Origin of the sequence: Streptomyces odontotermitis, from assembly GCF_050510915.1 — a bacterium.
In the GTDB taxonomy this organism is placed as follows: Bacteria; Actinomycetota; Actinomycetes; order Streptomycetales; family Streptomycetaceae; genus Streptomyces.
The window spans coordinates 382522-402757 of the sequence record NZ_JBNJLS010000007.1; the positions used below are offsets into that span (position 1 = coordinate 382522).

A 20236-nucleotide genomic window follows, 5' to 3' on the forward strand; every position below is an offset into this window, starting at 1 on the left:
CACCCGCCGGGAGACCTCCGCATGACGACACGGGCCCTCGTCCGCACCACCGACTGGGACAACGACCGGATCCGCGCCAGCCTGCGCACGGCCGCCGCGAGCGCGGAGGGGACCCTGGACGGAGCCGACGGAGCCGACGGCGCCCTTGGAGCCGCAGGCGTCGGGCTCCGGCTCACCGTGGAGCCCCTGATGCGGTACGCGGACGACGGCTCGCTGCTCCAGTCGCTGCGCGTCGAACCCGTCAACGGAGCCGCCGTACCGGCCGAGTTGAGCGTCCGTACGGAGTCCGGGGCCGCGCTGCCCGCCGAGCGCGTCGCGGGGCCCGGCCACTCCGTGCGCCTCCTGCTGCCCGCCGTGGAGACGGCCACCCGCGTCACTGTGAGCCTCCCCGGCGGTGACGCGGGCATCGACGTACAGCTCACCCCGCAGCGCCACTGGACCATCCACCTGATCCACCACTCCCACCTCGACATCGGCTACACCGACCCCCAGGGCCACGTCCTGGCCGAGCACCTGTCCTTCCTCGACTCCTGTCTGGAGCTGACCCGGGCCACCGACGACTGGCCCGAGGAGTCCCGGTTCCGCTGGTGCGTGGAGTCGCTGTGGTCGTTCCGGCAGTGGGCCGACGCCCGGCCCGCCGAACAGGTCGAGGAGTTCCTGCGCCGGGTCCGCGAGGGCCGCGTCGAACTCACCGCCCTGCCGTTCAACCTGCACACCGAGACCTGCTCCACCGACGAACTCCACGAACTGCTGCGCCCGGCCCACGAGATCCGCACCGAGCACGGCATCGACCTCACCTCCGCGATGCAGACCGACGTGCCCGGCGCCGTCGTCGGCCTCGTCGACGCCCTCGCCGCGGCAGGCGTCAAGTACCTGTCCGTGGCGCACAACTGGGCCGGACGTTCCGTGCCGCACCTCGTCGGCGGCGAGAGCCTGCCGCGCCTGTTCCGCTGGCGCGCCCCCAGCGGCAACAGCGTCCTGGTCTGGGTCACCGACACCCCGCACGGCCTCGCCTACATGGAGGGCCCGCTGCTCGGCTTCGACACCCGCTACGCCGACGTCGACGACCTGCTGCCCGCCTACCTCACCTCCCTGGCCAGCAACCCCTATCCGTACCGGGGCGGCATCTTCGGCTGGGCCATGGACCAGGAGGACATCAAGCGCGAGCCCTACCCGTGGGACGTCCTGCACCTGCGCGTCCAGGGCAAGTTCGGCGACAACGCGCCGCCGCGCCGCATCATCGCCGACACCGTGCGCCGATGGAACGAGACCTGGGCCTACCCGCGCCTCAGGCTCTCCCGCAACGAGGACTTCTTCCGCGACGCCGAAGCCCGGCTCGGCGACGAGATCCGCACCTTCGAGGGCGACTGGACCGACTGGTGGGTGGACGGCGTCGGCTCGGGGGCCCGGCCCCTGTCCCTGGCGCGCACCGCCCAGTCCGTGGTCGCCGACGCCCAGACCATCGGGACGCTCGCCGGCGTCCTCGGCGCCACGGGGGCCGAGGACGACAGCAGGGACGCCGCCGGGGTCTACGAAGCGGTGTCGCTCTTCGACGAGCACACCTGGGGCGCCGGCGACCCCTGGACCCACGGCGACGAGGGCGGCCACAGCGGCGAGCACCAGTGGCACTGGAAGTACGGGCAGGCCATGCGCGCCCACGACGACGCCGACGCGCTGCTGCGCCGGGCCTGCGCCCGCCTCGGCCAGCGCCTGGCGCCCGCACGGGACGCCACCGCCTCGTACCACGTGCTCAACACCTGCTCCTGGCCGCGCACCGACGTCGTCGAGCTGTTCCTGGCGGAGAGCACCGTGCCGCTGGAGCAGTCCGTCACGGTCCGCGACGCGCGCACCGGGGAGCGACTCCCGCACGAGGAGCGGGCGCAGAGCAACGACGACCACCGCGACGCAGGGCGCTTCCTGGTGCTGCGCGTGGCGGACGTGCCGGCCGCCGGGTCGGTGCGGCTCGACATCACCGGGGACGCCGACGCCTCCACGGGGGGAGAGGCGCCGGGGTCCCCGGTGGTGAAGGCCGCCACGGGCTGGAACCCGACCGGCGGCACGGAGAACGAGGACCCCGCCGAGACCGCCGCCGAGGCCCTCGCCCACCCCGACCCCACCCTCCTGGAGAACGAACACCTCGCCGTCCGCGTCGACTTGGCGCACGCCTGCATCGCGTCGGTCGTGGACAAGGAGACGGGCCGTGAACTCGTCCGCGCCGACGCCATCATCGGCTTCAACGGCTACATCCACGACAGCTACACGACCGCGGGCGCCTTCAACCACAACTCCAGCCGCACCACCGGCTCCGACCGGCTCGAACACCTCGGCGCCCGCGCCGTCGCCCCGCCCGCCGCCCTCGTCGCGCGCCGCTCCACCGCGACCGAGGAGACCCTCACGTACGAGACGCGCCCGGCCGGCGCCAACCGGCTGCGCACCACCCTCACCCTGGCGCACGGCGTGCCCCGCCTCGACATCGAGAACCGCCTCGACAAGGACGCCACGCTCGGCAAGGAGAGCGCCTACTTCGCGTTCCCCTTCGCCTTCGACGAGCCGCTCGTGCGCATGGAGGCATCCGGCGGCGCCACCGGCACCTCCCTCCCCGTCGTTCCGGGCTCGGCCCCGCACATGCGGGCCGTGCGCCGCTGGGTGACCCTGGCGGAGCCGGACCTCGCGGTGGCCTGGTCCACGCAGGACGCGCCGCTCGTGCAGTTCGGCAACATCGCGCTGCCGTACGCGCCGTTCCCCAAGACCCTCGGTCACGACGAGCCCGCCACCGTCTTCTCCTGGATCCACAACAACCTCTGGGACACCAACTTCCCCAGCTCCCAGGGGTTCGAGTTCACCTTCCGCTACAGCCTCGCCTGCGCGCGCTCGGCGGACGGCCTCGGACCGCGCACCGCCGCGGCCTTCAGCCGGCCGCTGCGCGCCGTACGGGCCAGGGGGGCGGGACCGGACGCGCGGGACACCCATGTCCTGGCCGAGTTGGGCAACCCGCGCGTCCGCCTCGTCGGCGCCACCACACCGGAGCCGGGCACGGTGCTGCTGCGGCTCCAGTCCTTCGCCGAGGAGCCCGTCGCCTGCCCCGTCCGCGTCCCCTTCACGGCCGCCTGCGCACACGCCGCCGACTACCTCGGCACCCCTCAGCGTGAACTCCCCTTCACGGACGGCGCATTGAGCGTCGACGTGCCCGCGCTCGGCACCGCGGCCGTCCTCCTGACCCGCCCCTGAACCACCCCGCACGACGTACGTCCGAAGGAGAACGCGTGTACCGGCTCGACCCGCGCTACGCCCCGGCCCCCGGGACCGCCCTGACCACCGGATGGGACGCCGTGGCCGCCCGGCTCCCCGAGGGCCCCGCGACCGTCGCCGTCGACGGACCGCCCACCGTGGACTGGGACGTCCTCGCCGCCCGCCTCACCCAGGGCCCGGCCGCACGCGGCACGCGGGTGCGTGCCCTGGACGTCCGCGCGCACTACGCGCCCGCGGCCGTGGTCCGCGACCGGACCGACGCCGCCCCCGACGACCCGTACTACTGCCCCCTCGCCGGCAACCCGCTGAGCGACCTCTTCGAGGAACCGCCCCGCCCACCGCGCCCCACCGACGGCCTCCTCCTGCTGTACGGGCCCGGTGCCGCGCTCCTCCCGCACGACCGCCTCTGGTACGCGGACCTGCCCAAGCGTCACGCGGAGGCGGCCGTGGCGAAGGGCTTCGGCCGCAACCTCGGACTCCCGGGCGAGCGGGGCGACTTGAGACGGCTCTTCTACGTCGACTGGCCCATGCTGGACCGCCACCGCGACGCCCTGGCGCCACGCCTCGACGCCTGGCTCGACGTGCAGGACCCCGAGCGGCCGGTGCACGTGGACGGCGACGGACTCCGCGACACCCTGGCGGGACTGGCCCGCCGCCCGGTGCGCACGCGCCCCTACTTCAACTCCACGCCGTGGGGCGGGCATTGGGCGGAGAGGGAGCTGGGCTTCGCTGCGGCGGCACGCAACACCGCGCTCGGCTATGAACTGATCGCGCCCGAGGCGGGCGTCCTCATCGGCCCCGACGCCACCCGACAGGCCGAGATCCCCTTCCAGTTGCTGTGCGTCCTGCACCCGCAAGCCCTCCTCGGCCCGTCCGTGCACGCCCGCTTCGGCACCTCCTTCCCGATCCGCTTCGACTACCTCGACACCGTCGACGGCGGCAACCTCTCCGTGCACTGCCACCCCCAAGAGGCGTACATGCGGGCGCGGTTCGGCTGGACCTACACCCAGCACGAGACGTACTACATGACGCTCGGCAGCCCCGACACGCGCGTCTTCCTCGGGCTGCGCGAGGACGTGGACCTCGACCTGTTCCGCAAGGAGATCGAGGAGGCCGCGACCGACGGGGTGCCCATGGACCCGGAGGACCACGTCCTGACCTTCCCCGCCGACCGGGGCCGCCTGTTCATGATCCCGGCAGGCACCCCGCACGCCAGCGGCGCCGGGAACGTCGTCCTGGAGATCAGCGCCACCCCCTACCTCTACAGCCTGCGCTTCTACGACTGGCTGCGCCCCGACGCCGACGGCAGACCCCGCCAACTCCCCTACGAGCACGGCCTGGCGAACCTCCGCACGGACCGCCGGGGCGAGGCGGTCGCCCGTGACCTCGTCCAGGAACCGCGCACGCTGCGCGAGGGCGCGGGCTGGCGCGAGGAACTCCTCGGCGCCCTGGACGAGATGTTCTATGAGGTACGGCGCCACACACTGGACGCGGGGGCCGTGGCCGAGGACGACACGGCGGGCCGCTTCCACGTCCTGAACGTCGTGGAGGGGCACGGGGTGACGGTGGAGACGGCGGCGGGAGACCGGCACCCGCTCGCGTACGCCGAGACGCTGACGGTGCCCGCGGCCGTGGGCCGCTACCGCCTCACCGCGCCCGCGGACGGCGGCCCCGTCAAGGTCGTCAAGGCCCTCGTACGCGACCGCGCGGCCTCATGATCCCCGTCCTGGACATCGGCGGCACCCATGTGTCGGCGGCCCTGGTGGACGCCGACCGGGCCCGCGCCACCCACCGCGTGCGACGCCCGCTCGACGCGCGGGGCACGGCGGCCGACATCCTCGGCGCGGTGGTGCGGTGCGCCACCGAACTGGAGGCGCCGGAGGGCCAGTTGTGGGGCGTCGCGATACCCGGCCCCTTCGACTACGACAAGGGGATCGCGCGCTTCGAGGGCGTCGGGAAGTTCGACACGCTCTTCGGCATCGATGTGCGGTCGGTGCTCCTCGACACCGTCCGGCCGCGCCCCGCCGACGTGCTGTTCCTCAACGACGCGCACGCCTTCGCGCTGGGCGAGTGGGGCGCGGGCGCCGCGCGCGGGCACCGGCGCTGCGTGGGCATCACCCTGGGCACCGGGGTGGGTTCGGCGTTCCTCGCGGACGGGGCGGTGCGCAGGGAGGGGGCCGGGGTGCCGCCGCAGGGCCGCATGGACCTGGTCGAGCACGAGGGCCGCGGCCTGGAGGCGTCGGTGTCGCGGCGGGCGATCCTGGAGCGGTACGGGCAGGACGGGGTGGCCGCGCGCGGGCTCGACGTGCGCGACGTCGCGGCGCGGGCGCGGGCGGGGGAGGAGCGGGCCCGGCGCGTCCTGGAGGACACCCTCACCACGCTCGGCGCGGTCCTCGCCCCGTACATACGGGGGTTCGACGCGTCCGTACTCGTCGTCGGCGGGGCGATGGCGGCGTCCTGGGACCTGGTCGGGCCCGCGCTGGGCAGCGGCCTGGGAGATACTCCGGTGCGGGCGCTCGCCGCGGAACTCGGGCCGGACGCCGCGCTGATCGGGGCGGCGAGGCATGTGGCCGGCGGGGGCTGAGCTCTTCCGGCCGCCGCTCGGCCGGAGTTCGTCGGACGGCGCTCCGCCTGCACCAGATCGCCCGGCCGTCCGGCTGCGCCGGTCGGAGCACGGAAAGGACAACGGCACCATGTCTCCCGAGTCCTCCGAGTCCTCCGAGTCTTCCGCGTCCCCCGAACAGCTCGGCTCCGAAGGACGCGACGGCCCGGCTCCCGCTCAGGCGCCGACGCTGCGCGACGTCGCCCAGCGCGCCGACGTCAGTGCCATGACCGCGTCCCGGGTGCTGCGGGACGATCCGCGGGTGCTGCCCGCCACCCGCGAGCGGGTCCGGGCCGCGGCCGCCGCGCTCGGGTACCGGCCCAACGAGGTGGCCCGCAGCCTCCGCCTCGGGCGCGGCACGGGCCTGGTGGGACTCGTCGTCACCAACCTCGCCAACCCCTTCTACTCCCGGCTCGCCCTCGGCGTGGACTCGATCGTCGCCGGGGACGGTCTGAAGACGGTCATCGGCAACACCGGCCAGGACCTGGACGCGGAACGGGAGTTGGTCGCCGACCTCATCGCGCGCCGCGTCGACGGGATCATCGCCGTGCCCGCGGCGGCCGACCAGCGCCACCTGGCCGCGGCGGTCGCGGAGGGCGTCCCGGTGGTCCTGGCCAGCCGTCCGCCCGAGGGCTTCGAGGCCGACTGCGTCCTGGTCGACGACTTCGGCGGCGCCCGGGCCGCGACGGCCCGCCTCATCGAGCGCGGCCACCGCCGCATCGGCTTCCTCGGCCCCCCGCCCGCCGTCTACACGGGCACCGAGCGCCTTCGCGGATACACGGCGGCGCTCGCGGACCGGGGCCTGCCGACCGACGACCGTTACGTGAGCCTGGGCCAGACCGACCCCGACGAGGCGACGGCGGCGGCGACCGCCCTGCTGGCGCTCCCGGACCCGCCCACGGCCCTGTTCTGCTCCAACAACCGCAACACCATCGGGGCGTTCCGTGCGATCCGCCCGCTGCCCCCGACGGGGACGGCCCCGGCTCTCGCGGGCTTCGACGACTTCGAACTCGCCGACGCGCTCGGCCTGCCCCTCACCCTCGTCGCCTACGACAGTGACGAACTCGGCCGGGCCGCGGGGCGGTTGCTGGCCGGACGGATGAGGGGCCGGGGGCCGGGGGGTCCTGTCCAGCGGGTCGTGGTGGCCACGAGTCTGGTGGAGTACGGGGCCTGAACGTCGGGACCGCGGCGTCATGGGCTGGGGCGGGGCGCCCCGGTCAGCCAGGCTCCGATGCGAGGGAGGGCTTCGGGTCCTACCAGGACTGGCTGACTGCCCGAGTGCGTACCGCGCGCGCCGTGCAGCAGCGGGTATCGCGCGTACCGCGCATCGCGTATCACGGGGGCCCGGTGCCGTCGGCCACGGCCTCCCTCTCCGGGCTCTCGGGCTTCTCCGGCGGAACTGCTCGGACGGCGCCGACGGCAGCGGCGATCTGCTGTTTGACCAGCTCGGACAGGGGCGGCCCCTGCACCGTGCCGACCAGGTCGCTGGCGATGTGATGCAGCTTGATGTTCGTGCCCTGTGACGTCTTGACCAGCACCGCCCAGGCTTCCTCGGGGCTCAGCCCGAAGGACGCCATGAGGATGCCGCGCGCCAGGTCGATCGCCGGACGGCTCTTGATGGCCCGGCGCAGCTGACCCACCTCGGTCTGCAGCTCGTGCACGGCCGTCACGTCCCGGCCTGCCGGGGGCGATGTGCCCGCGCCGCTGTCCGGAGCGGGCTGCCCGGACGTCAACTCCTGCCCTCCGTACGAGAGTTCTGGCATGACCACCCTCTCCCAAGTGGGTCCCGCCTGTGCTTCCCCCCCCCAACGGTCGCCGCCCATGGCGGACACGTCAACCAATACACGAAAATCACTTCGTGTCATTGGGTACACGAAAGATCGCTCGTAGACTCGGCGCATGGATGGGTCCCCTGAGCCACACACCGGATGGACATTCCTGACCAATCATGCGCGAGTTCTGGCCGCCATCGCGGACGATCACAGTGCCCGCATCCGCGATATCGCCGTGCACTGCCGCCTGACCGAACGCGCCGTGCAGCGGATCATCGCGGACCTGGAGCAGGACGGCTATCTCTCGCATGTGAGACAGGGGCGCGGGAACACGTATCGCATCGACCCAGGCAAGGTCCTGCGCCACCCCGCCGAGGCGGGCCTGACGGTGTCCTCGCTCCTGGCGCTCCTCATCCAGGACGAGGCTGCCCGCAGCCAGCTCCGTGGTGAACGCCCCGAGGAGTCGGGCGGCACGGCTCAGCGCCCATGAGCCTGACCACTCAACAGCGCGCGCAGGCGGCGCAGTTGCTGCGTGTGGCCAGGCCGGAGGCGGCTCCCCGTCGGACTCCTGACGGAGACGTTCCCGGCCCGCGGTAGAAGGCGGGAGGATGTGCTGGTGAACGTCCACCCGGACGCTGGTGCCAGGGGGCCGACGGCGTCGCCCTGCTGGCCGACAGCGACGGCATACCTCCGCAGCCGTCGGGCCGGGTAGCGGGCCCGTCGGCCGCCGGGGCCACGGCGTGGGACGCCGGGGTCAGCCCCGCTTGGTGCCCGAGTTGCCGTGCCCCTTGAGGCGGTGCGGGGTCAACCGGCCGCGCCCTCGCGGAACTTCGTCGGGCACGCGCTGCTCACGGACCTCTCGTACGGGCCCCTCCTCCGGCAGCCTCGGCTGGTCCTCGGGGAGCGGCGGACCGGGCTCTCGGCGGCGCACCCGCCGGCCCAGCCGGACGGCCCAGATCAGCCCGCCGACGAGGACGAGTCCCACGGCGAGCGGTGCCGTCACGGCCAGGAAGGGGGAGGCGGCGATCGATTCCACGCCGTGCGCCGTGCTGTGTGCGGTGGTCTCTGTGGTCATGCGGGCCCGAGTACCCGGCATTCGTTTGCGTACAACACCTGCCGGGCACCCGCAACGGATCACCAGCCACTCCCGGAACCGAAGGAGATGTGCGACATGGCCGTGGTCAAGAGCCCTCTGTCCGACCTCGCCCGGCAGATCACCGGTGACGCCCTCCAGGACACCTTGGTCGATCTGCTCGGGCTGTCCCTTCTCGCCAAGCAGGCGCACTGGAACATCGTCGGGCCCCGTTTCCGCAGCATCCACCTCCAGCTCGACGAGGTCGTCACCGCGTCGCGCGCCTTCGCCGACACGGTCGCCGAGCGCTCCTCGGCGCTCGGCGTGCCGCCCGACGGCCGGGCGGCCACCGTCGCCACGAGTACCGAGCTGCCCGACGTGAAGGAGGGGTGGCTGCAGGACACCGAGGTGGTCCGGCTGCTGGTCGAGGCGCTCGGTGGAGCCATCGGGCGCCTGCGGGAGCGGATCGCGGCCACCGAGGAAGCGGATCTCGTCACCCAGGAACTCCTGATCAAGGTCACGGCCACGCTGGAGGAGCAGTGCTGGATGTTCCAGGCGGAGGACTGGCCGAGGCAGGCGTGACCGCTGGAAGTGCCGTGACAGCTGTGCGTGGGTATGGCGGGCCCGCTTACCGTCGGTGCATGGGTGCGGCCTGCCGGGTTACTTCGTTCTCATGAAGCGGACTGCGAAATCCGAGCACCCCATTGGTGGCCCCGACACGCCGAGCGAGTTGCCGAAGCGGTCGTGGCGCGCCGTCCTGAAGGGCACCGTGAAGGAGTTCCTGGACGACGAACTCACCGACCGGGCCGCGGCGTTGACGTACTACGGAGTGCTGTCGATGTTCCCGGCCCTGCTGGTCCTTGTGTCCGTGCTGGGTCTCGCCGGGCAGTCGGCCACGGACGAGGTCCTGGACAACATCAAGAAGCTGGCCCCGGGTTCGGCGCGGGACATCATCAGCGACGCGGTGCGGGAGTTGCAGGGCCGCGGCGGCATCGGCTCGGTCATGGCCGTCCTCGGCATCGCCCTCGCGGTGTGGTCGGCCTCGAGCTACGTCGCGGCCTTCATCCGCAGCGCCAACGCCGTGTACGACATGCCCGAGGGGCGACCGGTGTGGAAGGTGCTGCCGGTGCGCGTCGGCGTGACGGTGGTGCTGCTCCTCCTCGCCGTGGTCAGCGCGCTGATCGTCGTGTTCACCGGCGCACTCGCCCACGAGGCCGGGAAGGCGCTGGGGATCGGGGACACGGCGCTGCTGGTGTGGTCGATCGCGAAGTGGCCGGTGCTGGTCGTCGTGGTCACGACCATGATCGCGCTCCTCTACTGGGCGGCGCCCAACGTGAAGGGCGGCGGCTTCGCGTGGATCACCCCGGGCAGCGTGGTCGCGCTGGTGCTCTGGCTGATCGCCTCCGCCGGGTTCGCCTTCTACGTGTCCAACTTCGCCTCGTACAACAAGACATACGGGACGCTGGCGGGCGTGATCGTCTTCCTGGTGTGGCTGTGGATCAGCAACATCGCGATGCTGCTCGGCCTGGAGTTCGACGCGGAGCTGGCCCGGCAGCGCGCCGTCGCCGAGGGCCTGCCGCGGGACGCGGAGCCGTACGCCCCGCCCCGCGACACCCGCAAGTGGAGCGAGGAGGAGCGCCGCGCCGCGGAGGCCCAACAGGAGGTGGAGGACGGTGGGGTGGTCCGGCCGGAGCCGGGTACTCGGGGGTGACCGACCGTGCGGCGGGCACACAGCCCTTCACGGCAGCCCTTCACGGCAGCGGGACCGACATCGGGACCGACAGCGGAAACGGAAACGGAGAAAGGCGGTAGCGGCTCATGACCAGCTCGGCTCCCCGGCCCGGAACGGGCACCACGTCCGAGCACGTCGGCGACCTCGTCCAGCGGGCCTCCCAGCAGCTCACCGAGCTGGTGCGGGGCGAAATGCGGCTCGCACAGGCCGAGTTGAGCGAGAAGGGCAAGCGCTATGGCAAGGGCGGCGGGCTCTTCGGCGGTGCGGGGGTGGTGGGTTTCCTCACGCTGCAGGCCCTGGTCGCCGCCGCGATCGCCGGGCTCGCCGTCCCGCTCCCGGTGTGGGCCGCCGCCCTGATCGTCACCGGGGTCCTCGGTGTGATCAGCGGGGTCCTTGCCCTGCGGGGCAAGAAGGAGGTCGGCCGGGCCGCGCCGCCCGTCCCCGCGCAGACCATCGACAGCGTCAAGGCCGACATGGCCGAGATCAAGGAGAGTGCACGGCGATGACGAAGCCGACCCACGACAAGTCCGCCTCCACGCCCGAGCAGCTCCGGGACCAGGTCGAGCAGACCCGGCACGAACTGGGCCGCACGGTCGGGGACTTGGCCGCCAAGGCCGATGTGAAGGCCCGCGCCCAGCACAAGGCGGCCGAGCTGAAGGACCAGGCCGGGGCCCGGACCGCGGAGGTGACCGAACAGGTCAGGGCGAAGGCCACCGAGGCCGCCCACGTGGTGCAGGACAAGCTGCCCACCCCGGTGAAGGACACCGCCACCGCCGCCGCCCACCAGGTCAAGGCGCGGGCGGACCAGGCGGGCCACCTGTGGCAGGACAAGGCCGCCGAGCCGGTCCGGCACACGGCAGAACGCGGCGTCACGGCCGCCCGGGACCACCGCGCCACGTTCCTCGTGGCCGGTGGCGTGGTGGTCGCGTCCTGGCTGCTGTTGCGTCGCCGTGACGGCAAGGGCCGCGGTGGCAAGGGGCGGGACCGCCGCAGGTTCTGACCTCGTCGGCGTGACGGGCCGCGGCGGCGTGACGAGCCGCGTCGGTGTGACGGGCCGCGGCGGTGGTGCGGCCCGAGCGGACGCCCGCCGGGCCGGGGCGGGGTGAAGATCGGGGGGTGCGGGGCCGCCACACAGCGGATCTTCCCTGGATCCTCGCGCCGGTGACCTAGCGTGCCGCCATGACGCACCACACGCCCCCGTCCGGCGGAGAAGACACAGGCAGGCGAAGGTTTCTGACGCTGACGACGGGAGCTGCCGCCGGGGCCGCCGCGCTCGCCGGCTGCGCGGACCAGGACGCCGGCGGCCGCGGCGGCCCCGGCGCCGCCGCCCGGCTCGCGCACGGGCGGGCCGACCACTCCCGGCCCGGCCCGCTCGACATCCGAGCCGAGAACTCCCGTCCGGGGGAAGCCGATTGGCGCGTCACCGCGACCGGTCCCGCGCACGCCATCGAGGGGTACGCGGACCGGGTCAGCGTGCTGCCGGGGGAGTCGTTCGGACTCCATGTGTCCACCGTCGCCCCCCGGTTCACCGTGTCCGCGTACCGCATGGGCTGGTACGGCGGGGCGCGCGCCCGCCTCGTGTGGCGTTCGGAGGCCGTGCGCGGCACCCGGCAGCCGGGCCCCGACTTCGACGAGCGGACCCGCACGGTGCGCACCCGCTGGCCGAGCACCCTGGACGTGGACACCACCGACTGGCCCGAAGGCAGCTATCTGATCCGGCTCGACGCGATCGGCGCGAGCAAGACGGGGAGAGGCGCGCGCGGCACGGCAGGGCAGCGCTATGTGCCGGTCACCGTGCGGTCGGCGGCCACCACCGGGCGGACCGTCCTCGTCAACGCCGTCACCACCTGGCAGGCGTACAACCGCTGGGGCGGATACGACAGTTACGTCGGCGCGTCCGGCCACTACGGCTCGCGCTCCCTCGCCGTCACCTTCGACCGGCCCTACCGCTACGAGAAGGGCGCGGGCCTCTTCCTCGTGTACGAGGCTCCGCTCATCGCCCTGGCCGAGCGGCTCGGACTGCCACTCGCGTACACCACCTCCGTCGATGTGGCCCGCGAACGCCACCTGTTGAAGGGCGCCACCACCGTCGTCTCCCTCGGACACGACGAGTACTGGTCGCCCGAGCAGCGCGCGCACGTCACCGCCGCCCGGAACGCGGGCACCAACCTGGCGATCCTGGGCGCCAATTGCTGCTACCGGCGCATCCGCCTGGAGGACACCGAGCTCGGACCGGACCGCACCGTGGTCTGCTACAAGACCGCCTACGCGCAGGACCCCGGGTTCCGGCGCGGCCAGCCCGCCACCGTGGACTTCCGCGCCGGGCCGGGCGCGGCCCCGGAGAGCGACCTCCTCGGCGTGATCTACGACGGCTATCCCGTGGACGCCCCCTACGTGGTCACCCACCCCGGGCACTGGCTCTTCGAAGGCACCGGGGTCGCGGCGGGCGACAGCTTCCCGCACCTCGTCGGCATCGAGTACGACAAGGTCAACACCGACTTCCCCACCCCCAGGCCGATGGAGATCCTCGCCCACTCGCCCGTGGTGTGCGCGGGCCGCCCCAGCCACCAGAACAGCGCCTACTACACGCTCCCGGGCGGCGCGGGCGTCTTCGCGTCCGGCACCATGCGCTGGGTGGAGGCGCTCGACGCGCACGGCGACGGGCGCACCGGCGCCAACCACGGCCTCGACGCCCGCGCGGGCGCGCTGACCCGCCGGGTCACCGAGAACCTGCTCCGCACGTTCGCGCGCGGCCCGGCGGCGCGCACGCACCCGGCGCGGGACAACCTGGCGGAGGTGTGAGGCCCAGGTGGGGGGCGGCGGGAGGAGGCAGGAGGCCAGGGCGCCGTGTGTGGCCGAGTAAGGGCTGGCGATCTTTCGGCGTCCCCCCGCAGACTCGCGCCATGGAGACGACGGTGACGGTCAAGGACGGCGAACTCTGGGCGGACGACTCGGGCGGCGACGGCAGCCCCCTGGTCCTGCTGCACCCCGGGGTGGGCGACTCCACCCTGTGGGATCCGGTGCTGCCGTACCTGACCGCGCGTCACCGCGTGATCCGCTACGACGTACGCGGCTATGGGCGCTCGCCCGCGCCCACCACCCGCTACTCCCTGGTCGAGGACCTGATCGCGGTCCTCGACCACTTCTCGCTCCCGCGCGCCGTCGTGGTCGGCTCCAGCATGGGCGGCGCCGCCGCGCTGAACCTCGCGGTCGACTCGCCCGCGCGGGTCGCCGGGCTCGCCCTGTTCGTGCCCGGCGTCACCGGTTACGCGGAGCTGACCTCGGCGGAGTTCATGTCCGAGCTGGAGCGCCTCGGCAACGCGGGCGACGTGGACGGCATCGTGGACCTCGGCATGCGCGCCTGGGCGAGGGCGGGCCGGGGCGAGGACGCCGTGGCGGTCGGCCAGCTCCGGACGGCGATCCGCGGCTGGTTCGCCAACCACCCGCACCAGGTGCCCGACGCCCCCGTCTTCGAGCGCCTGGGCGAGCTGAGCACGCCGTGCGTCCTGGCCCTGGGGGAGCAGGACCAGCCCGAAGTGGTGCGCTGCAACGAGGAGATGGCCGCGCGCATCCCCGGCTGCCGGCTGGTGCGGCTGCCGGACAGCGACCACTTCCCGACGCTGCGCGTGCCGGAGAAGGTGGCGGAGCTGATCCTGGAGGTGGCGGAGCAGGCCCGCTGACGCGCGGGCAGATCCGCTGACGCTCCGGGCAGGTCCGCTGGCGCGCCGGGCAGGTCCGCTGCGGGCCTGCCACGGGCGCCGTCAGGCCATCTCGCGTCGCTCGCGCTCGGTGAGCCCGCCCCAGATGCCGTGCGGCTGCGCGGTGACCATCGCCCACCACAGGCAGGTCTCCACCACGTCGCAGGACTCGCAGATGCGCTTGGCCCGGTCCGTCTGGACCACCACGGCGCTGCTGGAGCCCGCGGGGAAGAAGATTTCCGGATCGGCCGCGGCACACGCCCCGCGGGAGCGCCACTGATCAGCGCCGGGTTCCATGAGCGACGACTCCTTCGGCTCGGCTCACCTTGTCCCGATCAGCCTCACGAACCCGGGGTAACGCGTCACGACACCAAGGTCCCGTCCTTGGGGGGCCTTTGGTCCCTACACGGAATCTGCGGGGCTTGCGTGTCCTGGGGGATCCCTGTGCCTCGGGGGAGCCGGGAGATCGCCCATCGGCGGTGCCGCGGGCGCGGGCCCCAGCGTCGTTGTGCCCGGGGCGGCCCGGTGGCCGAGGCCCGTGCGGTAGGTGTCCAGGGCGTCCTCCACCCGGCCGGTGCGGCGCAGCAGGTCGCCCAGGAGGCGGCACAGGTCCGCCAGGTCGCCGGCGGCGCTGGTGCGGTGGAGCAGGGCGAGGGCGGCGCGGTAGTGGCGCTCGGCCGCCTCCGCGTCGCCGTCGTCCTCGGCGATGAGGCCGAGGAGCCGGTGCGCCCCGCCCGCGTGCACGGCACCGCGGCCGGCGTGCAGGGCGCCACCGGTCCCCGCACCGTTCGCCTCACCGGTCGCCCGACCCTGCGTCCCACCGGTCGTCCCGGCGGTGCCTTCCGGGGCTCGGCCTCCCTGGTCCGTCTCGTCGTCCCGGTCCTCGGACGTCAGGAGGGGATGCAGCAGCCCGCGGGCCTCCTCCGTCCTGCCCCGGCGCCGCAGGACGTCCGCCAGCTCGACCGCCACCTGCTCCGTGAACAGGGCCGCCCGCTTGGACGCCAGCATGTCGTGGGCGGTGCGCAACTCCCGTTCGGCGCGGTCCAGATCGCCGTCCTGGGCGTGCACATAGCCGCGCATCCAGTGGCAGTGGGCGAGCTCCGTGCGGATGTGCAGCTGCTGGTAGAGCTCCTGGGCCTTGGCGAGGGACGCGTCGGCCTCGGTGATGCGGCCCGCCGCGATGAGGGTGCGGGCGACCCCGCGGTGCATCGAGGCGACCAGGGCCGGGTCGCTGACGCCCGGCGCGAGCGCGAGGGCCAGCTCCGCGGCGTGCGCGGCACGGGCGTGGGCGCCCATGTCCATGTACGGGGCGATGGACGCCGTATAGAGCAGGAGCAGTGCGTCCGGGTCGTGCAGGCCCGAGGCGTTGAGCTCGTCGAGGGTGGACTCCAACAGGTAGCAGGCGTAGCGGAGTTCACCGGCGAGGAGGTGGGCCGTGGCGCGACCGCGGATGGCGGGGACCCGGTGGGGGAGCGGCTCGTGCGACAGGAGGCGTTCCACGGCTGCGAAGTGGGTGCGGGCCTCGGTGAGTTCACCCGACTCCAGGAGGCAGTCGGCCAACCCGAGGAGTGCGGCGGCCTGTTCGGGAGGCAGGTCCTGCTCGACGGCCTCCGTGTGCAGGGAGCGGAAGAGCGCGGCCGCGTCCTCGGGTGCGCCCGTCGCGAGTGCGCGGCGCGCGTCGGTGAGGCGCAGGCGCAGCTCGGCGGCGACATGGGCGGGGCGGCCGGTGGCCAGCTCCTCGTAGTCGACGCCGAGGCGCTCGGCGAGGTGGCGGAGAGCCGCCTCCGAGGGGCGCACCTTGCCGGACTCCAGCGTCGACACGTAGGCGGGCGTGTAGGCGGGCTCGGCCAACTCGCGCTGGGTGAGCCCTCGTTCCGTGCGCAGTCGCAGGACGCGGCGGCCGATCTGTGCGGGCTGGTCACCGCGTTGCGCGTTCCGTGCGTCGCTGCTCGTGGTTGCCACGTTCCCTGCCCCTTCGTCCCCGTACGGCGATGGTCCCATCGCGGCGCTCGTCCGCCCCTCGGGGTGGCGTGAACTCACTCGCCCCCAGGGTCACTTGTGCCCGAACCATTGCCGGAACCCTCTCAAGTCCCTACGTTGAGCCACAGCTTAATCCGGTTTAACCCCCCACTTACAGCCCTGAGCCGGAAGGACGGACTCATGCACAGACGCATGCCCTCGATACCCCGCACCGCCGTGGCCCTCGCCCTCACCGCCGCCGCGGCCCTCGCCGCCACCGCAGGCGCCGCCGCCGACGGCCTCTCCGACCACGAGCAGGGCGGCGACAGCGGCCGCTCCACCCGGAACGTCGAGTACTTCACCGGCCCGAACGGCCACCCCCGCCACACCCAAGTCCCCGCCTCCGCCCCGCTCTCCGCGAAGGAGAAGACCACCATCAAGGGCGACGGCGACGTCGTCCCGATCGTGCAGAAGGGCCCCGTCGACGCCAAGCTCGACGTCGTGTTCGTCGGTGACGGCTACACCGCCTCGCAGCAGGAGGACTTCCACGCCGACGTGCGCGCCAAGTGGGCGAAGATCGCCGCCGTCGAGCCGTACGCCTCGTACAAGGACCTCTTCAACGTGTGGGCGGTCGACGCCGTCTCCCAGGACACCGGTGTCTCGGGCGACCCGACGGCCGACGTCCGCAGGAACACCGCCCTCGGCTCGTACTTCTTCTGCGACAACACCGAGCGGCTGCTCTGCGTCGACACCAACAAGGTCGAGGCGTACGCCTCGAAGGCCGCCGACCCGGACCTCGTCATCGTCCTGGCCAACTCCACCAAGTACGGCGGCGCGGGCTACAACGACATCACCTCGCCGTCCGGCTACGACGGCATCGCCACCGCCTCCTCCGACCACGCCCAGTCCGACCAGGTCGCCATCCACGAGACCGGCCACTCCCTGGGCAAGCTCGCCGACGAGTACTGGTACGACGACAGCAGCTACACCGGGCCGGAGCCCGGCGACTCCAACATCAGCACGCTGTCGGCGGCCGACATGAGCGCGCAGCAGAAGAAGTGGTACCGCTGGATCGGCCAGACGTCCCCGGACGGCGGCGCCGTCGGCGCGTACGAGGGCGGCGGCTACCACGCGCACGGGCTCAACCGGCCCACCGAGAACTCGATCATGCGGACCCTCGGCCGCGAGTTCAACCTGCCCGGACGCGAAGCGATGATCGCGGGCTTCCACCGGCACGCGCCCGTCCTCGTCGGCGCCACGCCCGCGACCCGCTCCGCCGTCGGCCGCGACCAGCGCCTCACCGTCCGTGCGGCCGAGGGCGTGCGCCTGCGCTGGTACGTCGACGGCCGCCCGGCGACCGTGGCGGCCCGGGACGCGGCCCGCCCGACCCCGCGCGCCCTCGGCGTCCCCGCCGACGGCCGCCCGCACACGGTGACGGTCCGCGCCACGGACCCGACCCGTTCGGTCCGCGACCCGCAGCTGCGAAAGCTTCTGACCGAGACGCGCACGTGGCGGACGAAGGGCTGATCACACCCGCTCAAGGGTCTGGTCACGGGCGCGACCGGGGGCCGAAGGACTCGGTGCCGACGGCCCCCAACGTCCCGGCGGCCAGGGCCTGTGGCACCGATCCACGCGGCGGGGCGCGGCGCACACTGGAACGCGGACCCGATGACGTCCCACGGTTTCCACGTTTCTGGAGGCACCATGCCGTTCCTGCTCCGCCGCGCCGCGCACCCCGGCGCACCCGCCCCGGAGACGGCAGCCGGGGGCCCGCCGCGCGGCGAGGCCGGGTTCGTCCACTCCATCCTGTACGACGCCCGGGACCGCGAGCGCGGGCTGCTGATGTCGGTGCGGACGGCGGGCGACCCGGTGCGCTGCCCCTACGGGGAGCACCCCGAGACCTGGCACCGGGGCGGCGCCCAGCGCCCGACCGCCGTCGAACTGCTGCAGCGCGCGGTCCCCCGGCTGCCCGAGCTCCGGGCCGGCCGGGGCCTGGAGCTCACCGGCGGCGAGCCCCTCGCGCAGCCCGCGTTCACCGCGTCCGCCCTCGCGCTCTTCAAGGCCGCCGGGGTGCGCACCGTGCTGCGCACCTCGGGCCAGGTCCCCGCGTCGCTCCCTCTGTCCGCGCTCGACGCCGCCGACGAGGTCCTCCTGGACCTGCACACCCCCGACGAGCGGAGCAGCTGGGCGCTGCACCACCGCAAGGCCGGGCCCGCCCTCGCCTTCGCCCGCCGCGCAGCCGCCCACGGGGTGCCGCTGCGTCTGTCGTACCTGCTGGTGCCGGGCGTGACGGACGCACCGGGCGCCGTCGACGCGGCCGCCCGCCTCGCCACCGAGCTGGGCTGCCCGGTGGAGGTGCGTCCCTGCCGCCCCCGCCGCCGCGACTCCTACCAGGAGCTGAACCTCACGCCGCCGCCCGTCCCCGCGAAGGCTCCCGCACCCACGGCCCTCGCGGCGGCCCGCGCGCGCTTCGCGGGGGCGGGACTCGAGGTCGCCGCCTAGGTTGCGCGCTCCGTCCGGCGGGGTTCCCGCCGCCGTCCTCGTCGAGCACGTCGGCTGGACGGCGCGCGACGCCGAAGAGCTGGTACGGGTCCGGCAGCGACTGGGCCGCTTCGCCGGACCCGCCGAAGTGATCGCCTGCACCGAGCTCTCCCCGGACAAGGCGGACGCCGCCCGGGACCTGCTCGTCTTTTCGGTCTCGCCTGACCTGACCTGACCTGGCCTGACCTGACCTGGCCTGACCTGGCCTGACCTGACCTGGCCTGTCGCGGACGGCTGCTTCGGGCGGCCCGTGCACGTCGCCCGCCACGACGGGCGGTGGTACGCGCGCTCGGGCCGCCGGGCCCCGGTCAGTCCCGCTGTCGCTCCACCGCCGTCGCCGACGGCAGATGCGTGACCAGCAGCACGATCCCGGTGAGCGTGATGACGCGCGTCGCGGCGTCCAGGCCGTTCCAGTCCTTCGACTGCCACATGGCGAACCACTCGCCGCCGATGCCGATGAACCCGGCGCCGAACAGGAGCAGCAGCATCAACAGGCCGACCGTGCCGACCCGCCTGGCCCGGCGCGCGTCGCCGCCGCGCAGCGCCCCGCCCCACAGCACGGTCGCGTAGACGAGGACCAGGGCCGCCAGGGACTCCCAGACGATGATGGCGACGTACGCCGTGTCCTGGAGCGCCGTCGACTCGATGGCCCGCCACATCAGGTCGTCGTCCTTGAACGTGGTGTCCATCGCCAGGACGTGGCGCACGAACTGCTGGTTGCTGTCGAAGTCGGTGATGTTGCCGAACGCGACGAGCGCGATGTAGAGCGCGACGACGCCGGTGAGCAGCGTCGCCGCCACGGGCAGCGCGCCGAGCGCGAACGCCCGGTCGGCGCGTCTCGGCGGATGGTTCTGTGGTGGCTGCTTCTGTGGTGCGGGCATGAAGTCCCCTTCTGTACCTGGTCGTTGCGCAACGCACCGGCCCCTGCCGGTGGGGGGTGGTGTGGTCGCGTGATCTCATGCCCTCATGCAGACGCCCGACGCGGAACTGGATCATCTCGTCTACGCCACCCCTGATCTTCAGACTACGGTGGCCGATACGCACCGTCGCACCGGAGTCCGCCCCGTCGAGGGCGGCCGTCACCTGGGCCTCGGCACCCGCAACTACCTGCTGGGCCTGGGCGGTCGCCGCTACCTGGAGATCGTCGGCCCGGACCCCGAGCAGCCCGCCCCCGCACGGCCGCGCCTGTTCGGCATCGACTCCCTCACCCGGCCCGCCCTGGTGACGTGGGCGGTCCGCACCGACGACATCGCCGCGCTCGTGGCCGCCGCCCGCCGCGACGGCTACGACCCCGGCGACGCCGAGCCCATGTCCCGGCGCACCCCCGAGGGCGAACTCCTCAGCTGGAGCGTGGCGTTCACGGCTCCCGGCGTGCTGCCCTTCCTCATCGACTGGGGCAGCACCGCGCACCCCTGCGACCGCGGCCTGCCCGCCGCGGACCTGCTCGCCTTCACCGGCGCCCATCCCGACCCCGCCACGACGGCCCGTCACCTGCGCGCGATCGGTGCCCGTCTCGACGTGGTGCAGGCGCAGCAGCCCGCGCTCGCGGCCACCATCGAGGGGCCTGCGGGGCGCATGACCCTGGCGAGCGGTTGACGGCCGCGCGCAACA

The 20236-nt window shown here is 73.6% G+C and carries 20 protein-coding genes; 15 read left to right on the forward strand and 5 right to left on the reverse strand.

What is annotated here, in order from left to right:
* Positions 1 to 21: 21 nt before the first annotated feature.
* From ACQB60_RS22785 to ACQB60_RS22800, 4 genes are all read left to right on the forward strand, one after another.
* A complete protein-coding gene (locus ACQB60_RS22785; RefSeq protein WP_496927912.1) occupies positions 22 to 3228 on the forward strand; it encodes a glycoside hydrolase family 38 N-terminal domain-containing protein in 3207 nt (1068 codons plus the stop codon).
* Between the two features lie 35 nt (positions 3229 to 3263).
* Complete coding sequence (locus ACQB60_RS22790; protein WP_496927913.1) at positions 3264 to 4967, forward strand: class I mannose-6-phosphate isomerase; 1704 nt, start codon at positions 3264 to 3266, stop codon at positions 4965 to 4967.
* Positions 4964 to 5833 carry an ROK family protein gene (locus ACQB60_RS22795; RefSeq protein ID WP_496927914.1) on the forward strand — a complete coding sequence of 290 codons (870 nt, stop codon included), beginning with the start codon at positions 4964 to 4966 and terminating at the stop codon, positions 5831 to 5833. The genes ACQB60_RS22790 and ACQB60_RS22795 overlap by 4 nt, the downstream gene beginning before the upstream one ends.
* Positions 5834 to 5942: 109 nt before the next feature.
* Positions 5943 to 7025, forward strand: coding sequence for a LacI family DNA-binding transcriptional regulator (locus ACQB60_RS22800; RefSeq protein ID WP_496927915.1), 1083 nt, complete (start codon positions 5943 to 5945; stop codon positions 7023 to 7025).
* Positions 7026 to 7185: 160 nt separating this feature from the next.
* Here ACQB60_RS22800 and ACQB60_RS22805 read toward each other — a convergent pair whose 3' ends face one another.
* Positions 7186 to 7614 (reverse strand): ANTAR domain-containing protein, encoded by a 429-nt coding sequence (locus ACQB60_RS22805; protein WP_496927916.1) that lies wholly within the window; start codon positions 7612 to 7614, stop codon positions 7186 to 7188.
* Positions 7615 to 7750: 136 nt separating this feature from the next.
* On the opposite strand from ACQB60_RS22805, the gene ACQB60_RS22810 reads away from it, so the two are divergent.
* Positions 7751 to 8113, forward strand: a complete 363-nt coding sequence (locus tag ACQB60_RS22810; protein ID WP_496927917.1) for a helix-turn-helix transcriptional regulator — start codon at positions 7751 to 7753, stop codon at positions 8111 to 8113.
* A gap of 264 nt (positions 8114 to 8377) precedes the next feature.
* Here the strand turns inward: ACQB60_RS22810 and ACQB60_RS22815 are convergent, their stop codons facing one another.
* Positions 8378 to 8698, reverse strand: a complete 321-nt coding sequence (locus ACQB60_RS22815) for a DUF6479 family protein (protein WP_496927918.1) — start codon at positions 8696 to 8698, stop codon at positions 8378 to 8380.
* A gap of 96 nt (positions 8699 to 8794) precedes the next feature.
* On the opposite strand from ACQB60_RS22815, the gene ACQB60_RS22820 reads away from it, so the two are divergent.
* The 6 genes from ACQB60_RS22820 (at position 8795) to ACQB60_RS22845 (ending at position 14107) form a co-directional block, all read left to right on the forward strand.
* Entirely contained in the window at positions 8795 to 9277 is a 483-nt protein-coding gene (locus tag ACQB60_RS22820; RefSeq protein WP_496927919.1) for a Dps family protein, read from the forward strand.
* 91 nt (positions 9278 to 9368) lie between these two features.
* Complete coding sequence (locus tag ACQB60_RS22825; protein ID WP_496927920.1) at positions 9369 to 10406, forward strand: YihY/virulence factor BrkB family protein; 1038 nt, start codon at positions 9369 to 9371, stop codon at positions 10404 to 10406.
* Positions 10407 to 10513: 107 nt separating this feature from the next.
* Positions 10514 to 10933 (forward strand): phage holin family protein, encoded by a 420-nt coding sequence (locus ACQB60_RS22830; RefSeq protein WP_496927921.1) that lies wholly within the window; start codon positions 10514 to 10516, stop codon positions 10931 to 10933.
* A complete protein-coding gene (locus ACQB60_RS22835) occupies positions 10930 to 11427 on the forward strand; it encodes a DUF3618 domain-containing protein (RefSeq protein WP_496927922.1) in 498 nt (165 codons plus the stop codon). Before ACQB60_RS22830 ends, ACQB60_RS22835 begins: the two co-directional genes overlap by 4 nt.
* A 179-nt stretch (positions 11428 to 11606) precedes the next feature.
* On the forward strand, positions 11607 to 13229 hold the full coding sequence (locus ACQB60_RS22840; protein ID WP_496927923.1) for a N,N-dimethylformamidase beta subunit family domain-containing protein: 1623 nt from the start codon (positions 11607 to 11609) through the stop codon (positions 13227 to 13229).
* A gap of 101 nt (positions 13230 to 13330) precedes the next feature.
* The gene (locus ACQB60_RS22845; protein ID WP_496927924.1) at positions 13331 to 14107 is read left to right on the forward strand and encodes an alpha/beta fold hydrolase; all 777 of its coding nucleotides are present in this window, start codon (positions 13331 to 13333) and stop codon (positions 14105 to 14107) included.
* 81 nt (positions 14108 to 14188) lie between these two features.
* Here the strand turns inward: ACQB60_RS22845 and ACQB60_RS22850 are convergent, their stop codons facing one another.
* Together ACQB60_RS22850 and ACQB60_RS22855 are read right to left on the reverse strand one after the other, a co-directional pair.
* Positions 14189 to 14422, reverse strand: a complete 234-nt coding sequence (locus ACQB60_RS22850; RefSeq protein ID WP_496927925.1) for a WhiB family transcriptional regulator — start codon at positions 14420 to 14422, stop codon at positions 14189 to 14191.
* A 105-nt stretch (positions 14423 to 14527) separates the two neighbouring features.
* The gene (locus ACQB60_RS22855) at positions 14528 to 16126 is read right to left on the reverse strand and encodes a helix-turn-helix domain-containing protein (RefSeq protein WP_496927926.1); all 1599 of its coding nucleotides are present in this window, start codon (positions 16124 to 16126) and stop codon (positions 14528 to 14530) included.
* 159 nt (positions 16127 to 16285) lie between these two features.
* Between ACQB60_RS22855 and ACQB60_RS22860 the strand changes: the two genes are divergently transcribed.
* The 3 genes from ACQB60_RS22860 (at position 16286) to ACQB60_RS22870 (ending at position 18800) form a co-directional block, all read left to right on the forward strand.
* Positions 16286 to 17611 carry a M64 family metallopeptidase gene (locus ACQB60_RS22860; protein WP_496927927.1) on the forward strand — a complete coding sequence of 442 codons (1326 nt, stop codon included), beginning with the start codon at positions 16286 to 16288 and terminating at the stop codon, positions 17609 to 17611.
* A gap of 177 nt (positions 17612 to 17788) precedes the next feature.
* On the forward strand, positions 17789 to 18586 hold the full coding sequence (locus tag ACQB60_RS22865; protein ID WP_496927928.1) for a radical SAM protein: 798 nt from the start codon (positions 17789 to 17791) through the stop codon (positions 18584 to 18586).
* A gap of 1 nt (position 18587) precedes the next feature.
* Positions 18588 to 18800 carry a hypothetical protein gene (locus ACQB60_RS22870; protein ID WP_496927929.1) on the forward strand — a complete coding sequence of 71 codons (213 nt, stop codon included), beginning with the start codon at positions 18588 to 18590 and terminating at the stop codon, positions 18798 to 18800.
* 133 nt (positions 18801 to 18933) lie between these two features.
* Here the strand turns inward: ACQB60_RS22870 and ACQB60_RS22875 are convergent, their stop codons facing one another.
* Positions 18934 to 19506 carry a DUF2165 domain-containing protein gene (locus tag ACQB60_RS22875; RefSeq protein ID WP_496927930.1) on the reverse strand — a complete coding sequence of 191 codons (573 nt, stop codon included), beginning with the start codon at positions 19504 to 19506 and terminating at the stop codon, positions 18934 to 18936.
* 85 nt (positions 19507 to 19591) lie between these two features.
* Between ACQB60_RS22875 and ACQB60_RS22880 the strand changes: the two genes are divergently transcribed.
* A complete protein-coding gene (locus ACQB60_RS22880; protein WP_496927931.1) occupies positions 19592 to 20221 on the forward strand; it encodes a VOC family protein in 630 nt (209 codons plus the stop codon).
* Positions 20222 to 20236: the final 15 nt, after the last annotated feature.

What these genes read in the sequence shown, in the direction of transcription:
- ACQB60_RS22785 (WP_496927912.1), top strand. Translation starts at nt 22, where the DNA reads ATGACGACACGGGCCCTCGTCCGCACCACCGACTGGGACAACGACCGG.
- ACQB60_RS22795 (WP_496927914.1), top strand. Translation starts at nt 4,964, where the DNA reads ATGATCCCCGTCCTGGACATCGGCGGCACCCATGTGTCGGCGGCCCTG.
- ACQB60_RS22800 (WP_496927915.1), top strand. Translation starts at nt 5,943, where the DNA reads ATGTCTCCCGAGTCCTCCGAGTCCTCCGAGTCTTCCGCGTCCCCCGAA.
- ACQB60_RS22805 (WP_496927916.1), bottom strand. Translation starts at nt 7,614, where the DNA reads ATGCCAGAACTCTCGTACGGAGGGCAGGAGTTGACGTCCGGGCAGCCC.
- ACQB60_RS22810 (WP_496927917.1), top strand. Translation starts at nt 7,751, where the DNA reads ATGGATGGGTCCCCTGAGCCACACACCGGATGGACATTCCTGACCAAT.
- ACQB60_RS22815 (WP_496927918.1), bottom strand. Translation starts at nt 8,698, where the DNA reads ATGACCACAGAGACCACCGCACACAGCACGGCGCACGGCGTGGAATCG.
- ACQB60_RS22820 (WP_496927919.1), top strand. Translation starts at nt 8,795, where the DNA reads ATGGCCGTGGTCAAGAGCCCTCTGTCCGACCTCGCCCGGCAGATCACC.
- ACQB60_RS22825 (WP_496927920.1), top strand. Translation starts at nt 9,369, where the DNA reads ATGAAGCGGACTGCGAAATCCGAGCACCCCATTGGTGGCCCCGACACG.
- ACQB60_RS22830 (WP_496927921.1), top strand. Translation starts at nt 10,514, where the DNA reads ATGACCAGCTCGGCTCCCCGGCCCGGAACGGGCACCACGTCCGAGCAC.
- ACQB60_RS22835 (WP_496927922.1), top strand. Translation starts at nt 10,930, where the DNA reads ATGACGAAGCCGACCCACGACAAGTCCGCCTCCACGCCCGAGCAGCTC.
- ACQB60_RS22840 (WP_496927923.1), top strand. Translation starts at nt 11,607, where the DNA reads ATGACGCACCACACGCCCCCGTCCGGCGGAGAAGACACAGGCAGGCGA.
- ACQB60_RS22845 (WP_496927924.1), top strand. Translation starts at nt 13,331, where the DNA reads ATGGAGACGACGGTGACGGTCAAGGACGGCGAACTCTGGGCGGACGAC.
- ACQB60_RS22850 (WP_496927925.1), bottom strand. Translation starts at nt 14,422, where the DNA reads ATGGAACCCGGCGCTGATCAGTGGCGCTCCCGCGGGGCGTGTGCCGCG.
- ACQB60_RS22855 (WP_496927926.1), bottom strand. Translation starts at nt 16,126, where the DNA reads ATGGGACCATCGCCGTACGGGGACGAAGGGGCAGGGAACGTGGCAACC.
- ACQB60_RS22860 (WP_496927927.1), top strand. Translation starts at nt 16,286, where the DNA reads ATGCACAGACGCATGCCCTCGATACCCCGCACCGCCGTGGCCCTCGCC.
- ACQB60_RS22865 (WP_496927928.1), top strand. Translation starts at nt 17,789, where the DNA reads ATGCCGTTCCTGCTCCGCCGCGCCGCGCACCCCGGCGCACCCGCCCCG.
- ACQB60_RS22875 (WP_496927930.1), bottom strand. Translation starts at nt 19,506, where the DNA reads ATGCCCGCACCACAGAAGCAGCCACCACAGAACCATCCGCCGAGACGC.
- ACQB60_RS22880 (WP_496927931.1), top strand. Translation starts at nt 19,592, where the DNA reads ATGCAGACGCCCGACGCGGAACTGGATCATCTCGTCTACGCCACCCCT.